The following is a 12,535-nucleotide window of genomic DNA, read 5'->3' on the forward strand; positions in this document are numbered from 1 at the left end:
ACGGGGTGATACTGAATAGTATCAGAATATAATACCGAGCCCCCCCGGCCATCATTTGTTCCGGGCGAAGAAGTACATGCCGCCATCAGGGTCAGCAAAATGATGGGCATGAATGTTCTGGTTTTTTCAATCTTCATGGCTATGCAAAATCATTTGATTTTAATTGCAATTTCCTTTATAATGATAAATGCAAATTTATCACGATACTTCATTATTACCTTTTTCCTCACTTCTGTTTGTAACGCATTTTTGCGGGCCATAAAATATACTGTTTATTGAAAAATAAGGATCGAATCATTCAAAGTCCGATCCAAACGGGTACAGCATTGCCAAAATAATATTATTTTCTTAAAGTTAATTATCAATTGATTTAAATTTTGATGGAAATGGATCATGGGTAACCTAAACAATCAGGTGTCTCCAACAAATAAAGGGAAAATAAGCTCCTCTGAGTTCCCAAGGCCTTTTCAGTCTTTATGGCTCGTAATCTGCAGGAGTGGAATTATCAAAAACATTCTCTATTTTTGAGTTGGTGAAGAAGGGTGCTCTTGTACGTTGTTATGAATCTCCATAAAAATCTTTCTGCTGTAAGATTCTTCATGCAAATGGAACTATACGATTGCAATTATCGGTTTGAAGTTTATGAAAAAATGAAAACCCGTATGGTGGCATAAGTGTATTGATTAATTAATTTACCTGATGTATAGCGAATTAACCGGAATCATTCCAGAGATTCAGACTGTTGTGAGGAAAGCGGCCGACTTTATCAGGAACGAAGCCCAATCATTTAATCCGCAAAACCTTCGTTTCAAGTCATTTAACAATTTTTCATCATACGTTGATCAGACTTCAGAAGAAATCCTGGTGGAAGGTCTTTCCAGAATTCTGCCGGGAGCCGGATTTATTACGGAAGAAAACACAGCCGGATCATCGGCAAATTCTCTGAACTGGATAATTGACCCTCTGGACGGAACAACAAATTTCCTGCACGGCTATCCTGCCACAGCAGTGACTCTCGCCCTGAAGGAAAACAATGAAATTTTACTCGGAGTCACCTGTCTGTTGCAGGAAGATGCCATATATCATGCCGTAAAAGGGAATGGAGCATGGTGCAGTGATCAGAGACTTTCCGTATCGGGTACAAAGGATCTGGAGAAGTCCCTTCTAATACCGGGTTTTCCGTATAACCTTGCCGGAAAGGATGAGGAGTATTTTCAGTTGATTCGCCAGTTGCTTTCTCGGTGCCATGGTATCCGTTCTTCCGGTGCATCGGCAGTTGATCTTGTGCATGTGGCTACGGGTTGCGCTGACGCCTATTTTGAATTCAATCTGTACTTGTGGGATATTGCAGCGGGTATTTTGCTGGTGCAGGAAGCCGGAGGGACTGTTTCTGATTTCTACGGAGGGAACCGCCATCTGGAAGCCTTTGAAATTGTTGCGGCAGGCAAAGTATATCCGGCCCTCCTTCGCGAATTGAAGACGCTTTGGAAAAGATAAACGGACACCATGATGCGGTGCCTACCTCACTTGCTCTGTTGGTTTTGTCCACCGGCCTGGGATGCCGTATTGCAGTTGTCTAAATTATTGGATGTATGAGTCATTCCGGTGAATTACTGATTGGCCTGGATGCTGGAACTACCTCCGTTAAGGCCGTGCTGATGCGGCCAGATGGGAAAGTTCTGGCGTCGGCCGGAAAGGAATATGCGCTCGATACCTCCATGCCAAATCAGTGCGAGGTTAATCCTGCCGTTTACTGGGAATCTGCTATCCACTGTATTCGTCAATTATTGCGTGAATCGGCAGTACATCCTTCTGCCATACGTGCTCTCGCCATCTCCAGCCAGGGGGAAACGTTCATATGCACCGATGCCACAGGACGCCCCTTGCGGAATGCCATCGTGTGGCTCGATAACCGGTCGGTTCGTGAAACCGAAATCCTCAGGAAAGAATTCGGACAGAAAGCCATCCTGGAAGCCACCGGCCAACCCGAAATTCTTCCCACCTGGCCGGCAACAAAACTTCTCTGGCTTCGGAAACACGAACCCGAAACCTATGTGCGCACTGACAAATTTCTCCTGGTGGAGGATTACCTCATGCATTGCCTCAGTGGACGGTTTTGCACCGAATACTCCGTCATATCTTCTTCATTGTATTTTCACATTACGCAAAAGGCACTCTGGTTGGAAATGCTCGATTTTCTCGGACTGTCATCAACGCGCTTTCCGGAAATCCTTCCTTCTGCGGTTCCGGTGGGAACGCTTACTGCCGACGCCGCCCGTCTGACGGGGCTCGACCCTGCAACCCTGGTGGTGACCGGAGCTTACGACCATGCAGCAGGTGCTGTAGGTGCCGGAAATATTGATGAGGGAATGATTACCGAAACCACCGGCGCTTCCATGGCCATGGTGGTTACTTCCGATAAACCGGTTTTTGACCGTTGGCTTCATTTGCCATGCCAGTGCCATGCAGTAGCGGATAAATATTTTCTTCTGCCATACGGACAAACCGCAGGAATTGTCCTGAAATGGTTCCGCGATCAGTTTGCTTCCCAGATCAGAGACCTGTCGCGCGAATACGGCCTGGACCCTTATGATTTGCTCACAGCCATGGCCTCCCAGGTTGCACCGGGTGCCGGAGGTGTTGTCATGCTGCCTCATCTTATGGGAACCGGTTCGCCGGAATTTAACCCTTCTGCAAGAGCAGTCTGGGCAGGAATGTCGCTCGAAACCAATAAGGCACACATGATTCGTTCCATCCTCGAAGGTGTCGCTGCCATGATCAGAAGAAACATTGAAACGCTGAAAGAATACGGAATTTCTGTGAGCGAAATTCGTGCCCTGGGCGGAGGTGCCCGCAGTCCACTCTGGAATCAGATCAAAGCCGACATGACCGGTGTTCCGATTCTTACAGTCGAAAATGACGATACCCCCGCTGTCGGTGCCGCAGTACTGGCCGGCGCAGGATCCGGATTGTTTCCCGACCTGAAAAAAGCCACCGGCCAACTGGTCAGAATCAGGGAATCATATTCGCCCAATCCGGCCTTCATAGGTACCTATAATGAAGTATACCGTAAATACTGCCTGCTATCGGATCTCCTCATTAAATACTGGAAAGAATGATTTATCTGCACAAAGCTGACCTGCTGGTTTTCGCATTCTACTTCCTTATTTTTGTAACAATTGCTTTTTATGCCGGCCGCAAAAAGCGCGTTCTGGCAGCCGATTTCTTTATCAATCAGAACAGACTTCCCTGGTTTGTAATCGGTTTCAGTATGATTGCTTCCGGCATCAGCTCAGAACAATTCCTTGGAACTGTCGGATTTGCCTATGAACATGGACTTTCTGTCGCAAACTGGGAGTGGCTGAACGGACCGTCCATCCTGATTCTGGTCTTTTTGTTTATCCCTTTTTATTTGAAGAAGAAGATTGTTACCATGCCGCATTTTCTTGAGCACCGTTTTGATGGCCGGGTTCGCACCATATTTGCCCTGATTTCCATTCTTATTTACGTGTTTATTAACCTGGCGGGGGTTATTTATTCAGGTGGCTTTGCCCTCAGCAGAATCCTTCACTTGAACATCTATCTGTGCATCTGGATCATTGCCTTTTTTGCCGCCTTTTTTGTCATGTATGGAGGAATGGCAACCATCGCCTGGACAAATGTGTTTCAAGCATCCATGCTGTTAATCAGTGGATTGCTCCTGTTTCTGATAGGTTTGCTGAAAGTGCCGGGAGGATTTTCTTCCATTCTTGGCGAAGGGTCACGTTCTCATTTAATTCTCCCCGCAAGTGATCCGGATATTCCATGGACAGGGCTTCTGGTTCTGGTTCTTTCAACCAACATTTGGTATTATTGTACCAACCAGAACATAAACCAGTCTACCCTTGGAGCTAAAAACCAGTGGCATGCACAGATAGGCATATTGTTTGCCGGTTTTCTCTGGTTGTTCATTCCTTTTGCCGATACCTTTCCCGGTCTTATCGCATATGCTCTTAATCCCGATTTACCAAAAGACAACGCTTTTATTTACGCTGTGCAAGAATTGATTCCTACGGGCCTGACAGGAATTGTTTTTGCTGTTTTGTGTGCCGCTGTAATTACTGCCATACAGGCTGGAGTTAACGGAGTTTCTACCATTTTTACCTTTGATTTTTACCAGCGGTTTATTAAGCCGTCTGCCTCCGAAAAAGAACTGATCCGGACAGGAAGGATATTTACGGCTGCCGTCCTGCTCCTGGGTGCCACATGGGCACCAATGGTGCTGAGGTTCGGTCACATCTTCTCATATTTCCAGGAATGCTGGGCATTTGTGGCTATCCCGATCGCAACGGTTTTTGTTGCCGGTATCCTCTGGAGAAAATTCCATGCGAAAGTGGCTTTCTATATCCTTCTGCTTACCTTTCCCATGTTTCTGATGCCTTATGTGTTGCGCATCCTGAAGATACAGATGAATGTGTTTAATGTGGCCGGTATTACACTTTTCTTGACTGTTCTGCTGGTAGTTTTTCTTACCTTCATGATCAGGCCGGTTGCTGAGGAGAACAAAGATCAGCTTATCTTTTCTTTTTCGTCATCAGAAAATTCTTTGCAAGGAATACCCTGGTACAGGAAGGTTCCTTTCTGGGCAGTAATCATGATGTTATTATACGCTGGCGTTTATGCATTATTCTGGTAACATGGCATAAGGTTGCGTTCATCTGTCATGTGAGCCGCATATGTAATCATCGGCTGACAGTATGTATCCAATCAATTTCTTCAGTTTTTTTTCAGGAATTTCCTTACTTTAGCACCTTCTTAAAGGATGAATATGTGCCTAGCAGTACCAGGTCAGATTGTTTCCATCGATGATTCCAATCCGGAGATGAGGATGGCAAAAGTGAATTTTGCCGGTGTGGAAAAAGATATTTGCATCCAGTGGCTTCCCGATATTATGGTTGGTGACTATATTCTGGCCCATGTGGGTGTTGCCCTGAACAAAATTGACGAAGAAGAGGCCCTCGAAACTCTGCGCCTCTTTAAAGAACTCGATAACTTCAACCAGGCTGATGAAATTCGTTGACGAATACAGGGATGCCGGTTTGGTTAATTCCATTGCTTCTGAGATTAAAAAAATCACTACCCGGCAATGGAATATAATGGAAATTTGTGGAGGACAGACCCATAGCATCGTGCGGTACGGCCTGGATGAACTTCTTCCCCGAGAAATTACCCTGATTCACGGTCCCGGTTGCCCCGTATGTGTGACTCCTCTCGAACTGATCGACAGGGCAATTGCCATAGCTTCGCTTCCCGGCATAATAATGACATCCTATGGCGATATGCTCAGGGTGCCGGGCAGTTCATCCGATTTGCTCAGGGTGAAAGCTTCGGGAGGCGATGTCCGGATGGTTTATTCCCCTCTCGATGTTCTTCAGATTGCCGAACACAATCCGGGTAAACAGGTTGTATTTTTTGCCGTGGGGTTTGAAACTACTGCTCCTGCCAATGCTATGATTGTGACCGAAGCCAGGAGAAGAAACCTTACCAATGTTTCCGTTCTTTCAGCGCACGTGCTGGTACCCCCTGCCATTGAGGCCATTTTGTCGGCCCGTGACGCTTCGGTCAATGCATTTCTGGCAGCGGGCCATGTCTGTACCGTTATGGGATATACAGAATATGAACCTCTGGCTGAGAAATACAACGTACCCATTGTTGTTACTGGTTTTGAACCTGCCGATATACTGCAGGGGATTTTAATGGCAGTTAAAGAACTGGAATCCGGTTCCCACAGGGTTCTCAATCAATATGCACGCGCAGTTACCCGGGAAGGGAATCTTCCGGCACAACGTCTCATCAGGGAAGTTTATCAGGTGGTCGACAGAAAATGGAGAGGGATTGGTACAATTCCCTCCAGCGGCCTTGACCTGAATGATAATTACGCTGAATTTGATGCGGCGAAGCGTTTCCGGGTTGATACCATCCTTGCCTCCGAATCAGAGAAATGCCTGGCAGGAAAAGTATTGCAGGGACTTATAAAACCTTCCTCCTGTCCGGCTTTTGGTACGGAATGTTCTCCCGACCACCCCCTGGGAGCACCTATGGTCTCATCCGAAGGAGCCTGTGCTGCTTATTACCGCTTCAGAAAATCCGAATCCCATGTCTGACCAAATCAGCTTTTCCTGTCCTGTTCCCCTGTCGGGTTATGATAAAATTACCCTTGCCCATGGAGGAGGAGGATCCTTTTCGTACAAACTGCTTCATGAACTGATTTTCAAATATCTGAATTCAGAGCTACTGGCAATGGAACACGACGGTGCGGTGATGGATATTAACGGGGTGAAACTTGCTTTTTCAACCGATTCGTACGTCATCGACCCTGTCTTCTTTCCCGGTGGTAATATCGGTGAACTGGCTGTATACGGCACAGTCAATGATATTGCCTGCTGCGGCGCAAAACCTCTTTTCCTGTCCCTTTCTCTCATTATTGAAGAAGGATTGCCGGTAGAACAGCTGGAAACCATAATTGCTTCGGTGAAAAAGGCTGCCGATAGGGCAGGTGTTGTTGTGGTTACGGGAGATACCAAAGTGGTAGGGCATGGGAAAGGGGACAAGATTTTTATCAATACATCCGGCATCGGAGTGGTGCACGCAAATGCCAATATTTCTCCCCGAAGGGCTGAACCCGGCGATGCTGTTCTTCTTAGCGGAACCATTGCCGACCATGGAATTGCCATAATGGCTTCACGGAGCGGCCTGGAATTCCAAACCAGCATCCTGAGCGATTCGGCCCCGCTGAACGATATGATTGAGCATGTATTGAAAGCAATACCCGATGTCCACGTCTTACGCGATCCTACCAGGGGCGGCCTGGCCAGCGCCCTGAACGAAATTGCTCGCTCTTCCAATACGGGTATGTACATTGACGAAAACCTGATTCCTGTAAAGGAAGAGGTGAAAGGCGTCTGCGAAATCCTGGGGCTTGATCCTCTCTATATCGCCAACGAAGGAAAGCTCGTGGTTATCGTTCCCGGCAATGCCGCCGGTAAAGCCCTGGACATTCTTCTCAGCCACCCTCTTGGCCGTCAGGCTGCCATAATCGGTACTGTTACATCCGATCATCCGGGAATGGTAAGAATGAAAACGTCTATAGGAACAAACCGGATTGTGGATATGATTTCAGGAGAACAACTTCCGCGTATCTGCTGATCCAGTAATCTTTCCGACCATAAAACACTACCCGCATTAACTGTGAATACTGCAGGCTTCACTATGTCTTTATTTGAAACAACGGCAGTATGCCCATGTTCCTGTCCTGTGAAGCCTTATAACGAAATGAACGGCTACTGGTTCTGGTGGGGAGGAAGAACCGGAAAATATATTACCGCCCAACTCTGCCGGCAATTATTTGACCGCATGGTCTAATTAATCCGTTTAAAAAATGACCAGATACATTCGCACGCATCAATATCTCTGCAGGTCCTGCCAATAATTCGTTCTGTCAGGTACTGCTTTCCTCCGGGCCAGGTATGACCTCCTCCTTGAATTGTCAAAACAATAACTTCTGATGAATTATCTGAGCCGGTATATTTTGTTTCCTTAACACGGCATCCATCCATGGGATCTTTGTCAGGAAGCAGTTTCTCTTCACTCAAATGTACCTGGTTAATTTTTGTCCAGATTTCCACGCTTTTGCTGGTAGATAAAATCTTTCCCAATTTTCTTCTGCCAAAATGAACATCTCCGCCTTCAAACGGAACGAGAGGATCGTCTGTCCCATTGATGATGAGCATGGCAACCGGATGTCCAGGTTTTGATGGCAGATCAGCCGGAATGCTTCCGCATACTGGTGCTGCCGCTGCAATCTTCTCGCCCAGTTCAGTTGCCAGCCGATACGTCATCATAGCTCCGTTTGACATCCCTGTTACGTATACTCTGTTTTGGTCTGCGTTGTATTTTCTTACGAGCGAATCAATCAAAGCCGAAATAAAACCCACATCATCTGTTTTGTTGTTGTGTGATTGGTAGCGTCGCGGCATGTTTTCCCTTCCGTCGTTCCAGTTTTTGCCGATCCCGTCAGGATAAACGACGATGAACCCTTCCTTGTCGGCCAGGATATTAAATTTTCCCTGTGTAAGCGATACCATCCTTTTGCCGTTGCCACCCCCTCCATGCAAAGCAATCAAAAGAGGATATTTTTCCCTGGCTTCCCTGCCAGGAGGAAGATGAATCAGAGCATTCCTCACAACTCCTTTGTAGGTGAACGAAAAATTCAGATCCGTGCCTGGATTTTTTTCAGAGGATGAACCCGGAGTGAATCCGGTTAAAAAAGCTATCAATAACGTTAAATAAAATTCAATCATATTTTTTAAATGAATTAAAACCAGGAAAGTTTTGAATCAAAAGCGAAAGGAAATACAAAAACAACAACAATCGTCCAGACAAAGTATACCGGAAGATAAGATGCTACAGAATGTTCCACTTTCTGAAGGGCATGGCTACGGAAATTTACTTTGTAAAGATCGGAGGCTATAAGGATGAGATTGCCCAGTACGGTAAGATTGGTTCCCAGCACTGCCGTCCTGTTGGGTGTAAATCCATATTCTCCCAGACGATAAATAATAGCCGAGAGAGCAATAATATCAATAACAATGCTCACAACAACCAGCGCTGAAATAACGATACGGTTGAAACCCTGTCCTTTTCCATGCATGGTGCCAGCTATTGAAAACAAAATGACAGCCACTATAACCAGCAACATGAAGTTAAATACCAGAAGAAAATTCCTGTCGCTGTATGGGTTCCGGTGTTGCATCGCGATATAGCCAAGAAATACCAGGAGGGTTGCCAGGATTAGGGGACTGAAAATCCTGGCAATGACAGGAGCAATTTTATTCGCTACCGAAGGATAATTGCGTATAATAAAGGTAGCTGCTGCAGGGGCAGAAACAATTCCCCATATGGCAAGGTGTTTTGCAATGAAAGTTTCTACCTCTATGCCGATGGCTCTGAACAATCCGGCCGACAGAACTGCCAGAATTCCTCCTGCAATGAGGATGATGGTACTCAAAACCGCCAGGTCACCGTTATCTCTGATATATTCTGTGCGTTTTGATAAATTTTTGATCTGAAATCGTGTGTAAACAAAACCGAAAACAAACCAGAGAAAAACCGGCAGAAAGATACATGCCAGGCTTATTGCGTCATTTTTGCCCGGCGCAGGGAGCAGGTTGATGTAAACGGCCGATAAGGCAATGAGACCTGCGGCAACCAGCGCACCCGGGCTCCTGAAAGTATGGTCGGAAATAAGGGTATACAAAACCATACCCAGGAAGATGATGATGGCCCCGTTCCTGAAAAAGAAAATGGACGGCTCTGTAACGGCAGGAAAAATATTGGGTATTTCAGCTATAAAACAGGAAATCAAACACACCGGCAAAAGATAAAAAAAATCAGTCTTAAGAATATCACCGACCCCCGTTCCTGCTCGTTCATATTCCAGCCTGATTTTCCAGTATTCAGCAAATTTCCGGTCAGGAATTTCAGGATATGCCTGCATAAACACTGCGGCAAATTGCAGAGGGCTTTTTCTGTAAAGTTTTTCAATTTCCTCAGGCTGATCAATGTGATCAATCAAATCGGATTTTTTCATGGCGATGTTGTGAAAGAACTTGATAATAAAACGAATGGGAGAGTTGATTTAGTATGATCCCCATTGTGAATGTTTTATATCATGCTGGCACGGTTCCTTCCGATACCTGAGGGAGAACAAAAATGAATTTGGCTTTTGCGCTTGCCATAGAGCTATTCACAGAAAGAATATCCTGAAGCGGACATCTGTTTATGCCGGCATGTTCTTTCTGCAATTTTGTTTTGCTCTTATCTTTTCTAAATTTGTCATCCGTTTTTCTAATCCATGACCGAATCATAAATTATGAGGTGTGGCTTGTTTATCAGAATTTTCTTTCTTTTTTTTATTGCGAAAATTGGTATCGTCTCAGCTCAGAAAGATACTCTGCCGGAGAGGGCCTCATATGTAATATACCGCACGGCGGAAAAAATGGACATTGATGGAAAATCGGATGAAAAAAGCTGGTTTCATGCTCCCTGGACCAGCTGGTTTCAGGATATAGAAGGAGACAAAAAACCGGCTCCCCGATTCAGAACACGGGCAAAGATGCTATGGGATGATAGGCATCTCTATATTTTTGCTGAACTTGAAGAACCCGATTTATGGGCAACCATTACTCAGAGCGATGCAGTAATTTTTCATGATAATGACTTTGAAGTATTTATCGACCCGGACGGAGATACCCATAATTATTATGAAATTGAACTGAATGCTCTCAATGTGCTTTGGGATCTCTTCCTTTTAAGGCCTTACCGGGATGGTGCAATGCCGCTTACCTCGTGGAATATGGATGGATTGCAAACGGCTGTCTCCCTTCGGGGAACATTGAATCAACCGGATGATAGGGATACAGGTTGGACTGTTGAAATTGCTATACCTTTCAGCGGTCTGGTAGAATATAGACAGGGAGGCAGACCATGTAACGGAGATCAATGGCGGCTTGATTTTTCCAGAGTAGAATGGAAAGTAAAAGCAAATAACTCAAAATATGTGAAAGATACCGATTTGGTAAGCGGCAAACTCTGCAGAGAGGAAAACTGGGTTTGGTCGCCTATAGGTGCCATAGATATGCACCGTCCTGAACGATGGGGTTTTGTGCAGTTTTCTGATACCCTCGCAGGCCATGGTATCCAGCCATTTTTATTTGATCCTGAAAATGAGGTAAAAGACGAACTCCGTATCTTGTATTATGCCCAGCGGGAATATGCCGCACGAAATGGTCATTATGCTTCTTCTTTTCACGAGCTGAAAAAGGATAAATTGTTACCCTTCCCTTTGCTGTTTAACCCGGAACTGAAAAGAACATTTTCGTTGTATGAAATTGTTGCATCACGCAGCGGCTCATCCTGGCAATGGCATATTGATCAGACAGGAAGAGTCTGGTATGCAAAGCGAAGATGAAACGCCTTTTTCCGGGGTTCAGGATGGCTGATGCTATGTTTCGAGTGCCCGTTTCAGTATCTTCAGGTCAGTATCCGAAAGGCTGTCGGCCGTAAAGAATGATAATCCCATCCCTCCGTTTTCCTTAACCATGGTATAGATTGAAGCCAGATCGGCTGTCTTGAGAGCTCCCCTGAAAATCCCGGCATAGACCGGCGTTCCCTTCGGTAATTCGGTAAGTGATTCCTTTACGCACTGCCCTATCCAGGATTCCTTCTCACCATAAAAATGATGGTACAACATGGGCAGGTAGGCATCGAGACCAAACTTCGGCCAATCCTGCCGCACCATAGTTCTCGACATGGCTGGCGTTGGAAAAACAGCCGCAGTAATAAGTTTATCTTTGCGATGGACTTCCTCCACAATGGCTTGCACAAGCCGCACCAGCTGGTTCAGTCTAAAATCTCTCCAGGCAATATTGGAGGCAGGGTCCTCCAGATCCAGCGGATCAATGCCTGTTTGTTCCCTGAACAGCCTCCTGCACGTATTGCAGTAGCAGTAATCATATTCTGGCATTTCATGGTCCTGGACAAGGTGGTATTTGGGTTGAAGTTCTTTTGGAAGATACACATCGCAATAACGCACATAATCGAGATGTACACCAGAAAGTTCCGGTATATCGCACAACTCGCTGTAATCTTTAACAATCGCGTCTTTCACTTCTTCCTGCGAAGGGCACAGCCATCGGTAATAATTCACATAGGGCGGATTCGGGCCGGCACAGGATTCTCCTTTCCGGTTTACCGCATACCATTCAGGGTGATCCCTTATATATTGCCCGCGGTTCATGGTCCAGCGCCAGGCATGGATCTCAATTCCGGCTTTCTTGCCAAGCCTTGATATCCGGGCATAGAATGCATTGTTTCCTTCCGGCAGCAGGGCATCAATGCCATGCGACTTATACCGGTCGAAAGCCTTCAGTAGCTCATCATCCGACATGTTTTCATGAACACCTCCCCAGGCCCAGTTGCGTGGAAGCCTTTTCTGTGCAAATAACCCTGTCCACGACCCCATACCCAATGCCAGAGCCGTCAAACCAGATGCTTTTAAAAAATTCCTTCGTTCCATAAGTACTTTACGACTAGTGACTGATTATTCCAAAATAAACTCGTTTAATCCATCTCTAAGTAAATATGTATTTTGTTTATAAATCAATTTTCCTGTTAAGCCGCCTGGAAGGATAATTTTAAAATGAGATGCTGTATTCTTCCTTTCTTGAATGTCAATTGATATCTCTCCGAGAGGATGAGGCATACTTGCCTTTATAAAGGACAGATTTCCGGGTTGCGGACGTATTTCAACGGTTTTAAAACCAGGAGAAGAAGGTGCAATCCCGCAGGTGATATTCAGGAAGTCGTATAACGGGTGTGCCGACCATCCATGACAATCAGAACGACTGCTCACTCCATGTTCAGGAAATGTTGTAAAACCTTGATCAAGTAATTCTGACCATTTATTCATTTTATTGATTACTTCACTGCCTGAACC

General features: G+C 45.7%; 12 protein-coding genes. 8 read left to right on the plus strand and 4 right to left on the minus strand.

Annotated elements, in window-relative coordinates; genetic code table 11:
• Positions 1–699: 699 nt before the first annotated feature.
• The 7 genes from GX419_03785 (at position 700) to GX419_03815 (ending at position 7,401) form a co-directional block, all read left to right on the plus strand.
• A complete protein-coding gene (locus tag GX419_03785; GenBank protein NLI23811.1) occupies positions 700–1,497 on the plus strand; it encodes an inositol monophosphatase in 798 nt (265 codons plus the stop codon).
• A gap of 95 nt (positions 1,498–1,592) precedes the next feature.
• Entirely contained in the window at positions 1,593–3,119 is a 1,527-nt protein-coding gene (locus GX419_03790; protein NLI23812.1) for a hypothetical protein, read from the plus strand.
• Entirely contained in the window at positions 3,116–4,675 is a 1,560-nt protein-coding gene (locus tag GX419_03795; protein NLI23813.1) for a sodium/solute symporter, read from the plus strand. The genes GX419_03790 and GX419_03795 overlap by 4 nt, the downstream gene beginning before the upstream one ends.
• A gap of 132 nt (positions 4,676–4,807) precedes the next feature.
• On the plus strand, positions 4,808–5,059 hold the full coding sequence (locus tag GX419_03800) for a HypC/HybG/HupF family hydrogenase formation chaperone (GenBank protein ID NLI23814.1): 252 nt from the start codon (positions 4,808–4,810) through the stop codon (positions 5,057–5,059).
• Positions 5,046–6,143: a hydrogenase formation protein HypD gene (gene hypD / locus GX419_03805; protein NLI23815.1), complete on the plus strand. Its 1,098-nt coding sequence runs from the start codon at positions 5,046–5,048 to the stop codon at positions 6,141–6,143. Before GX419_03800 ends, hypD begins: the two co-directional genes overlap by 14 nt.
• Positions 6,144–6,171: 28 nt before the next feature.
• Complete coding sequence (hypE, locus tag GX419_03810; GenBank protein ID NLI23816.1) at positions 6,172–7,185, plus strand: hydrogenase expression/formation protein HypE; 1,014 nt, start codon at positions 6,172–6,174, stop codon at positions 7,183–7,185.
• 63 nt (positions 7,186–7,248) lie between these two features.
• Complete coding sequence (locus tag GX419_03815) at positions 7,249–7,401, plus strand: hypothetical protein (protein ID NLI23817.1); 153 nt, start codon at positions 7,249–7,251, stop codon at positions 7,399–7,401.
• Here the strand turns inward: GX419_03815 and GX419_03820 are convergent.
• Together GX419_03820 and GX419_03825 are read right to left on the minus strand one after the other, a co-directional pair.
• The gene (locus tag GX419_03820; protein ID NLI23818.1) at positions 7,398–8,339 is read right to left on the minus strand and encodes a prolyl oligopeptidase family serine peptidase; all 942 of its coding nucleotides are present in this window, start codon (positions 8,337–8,339) and stop codon (positions 7,398–7,400) included. The genes GX419_03815 and GX419_03820 overlap by 4 nt on opposite strands.
• Positions 8,340–8,353: 14 nt before the next feature.
• Positions 8,354–9,628: a DUF4153 domain-containing protein gene (locus GX419_03825; GenBank protein ID NLI23819.1), complete on the minus strand. Its 1,275-nt coding sequence runs from the start codon at positions 9,626–9,628 to the stop codon at positions 8,354–8,356.
• A 408-nt stretch (positions 9,629–10,036) separates the two neighbouring features.
• Between GX419_03825 and GX419_03830 the strand changes: the two genes are divergently transcribed.
• Positions 10,037–11,008, plus strand: coding sequence for a carbohydrate-binding family 9-like protein (locus GX419_03830; GenBank protein NLI23820.1), 972 nt, complete (start codon positions 10,037–10,039; stop codon positions 11,006–11,008).
• Positions 11,009–11,041: 33 nt separating this feature from the next.
• Here GX419_03830 and GX419_03835 read toward each other — a convergent pair whose 3' ends face one another.
• Together GX419_03835 and GX419_03840 are read right to left on the minus strand one after the other, a co-directional pair.
• Positions 11,042–12,115 (minus strand): twin-arginine translocation signal domain-containing protein, encoded by a 1,074-nt coding sequence (locus GX419_03835; protein ID NLI23821.1) that lies wholly within the window; start codon positions 12,113–12,115, stop codon positions 11,042–11,044.
• Positions 12,116–12,139: 24 nt separating this feature from the next.
• Positions 12,140–12,535, minus strand: a 396-nt coding sequence (locus GX419_03840; protein ID NLI23822.1) for an alpha-L-rhamnosidase, incomplete at its 5' end; no start/stop codon positions are given.

The organism is Bacteroidales bacterium (genome assembly GCA_012517825.1).
Taxonomy (GTDB): Bacteria; Bacteroidota; Bacteroidia; order Bacteroidales; family JAAYUG01; genus JAAYUG01.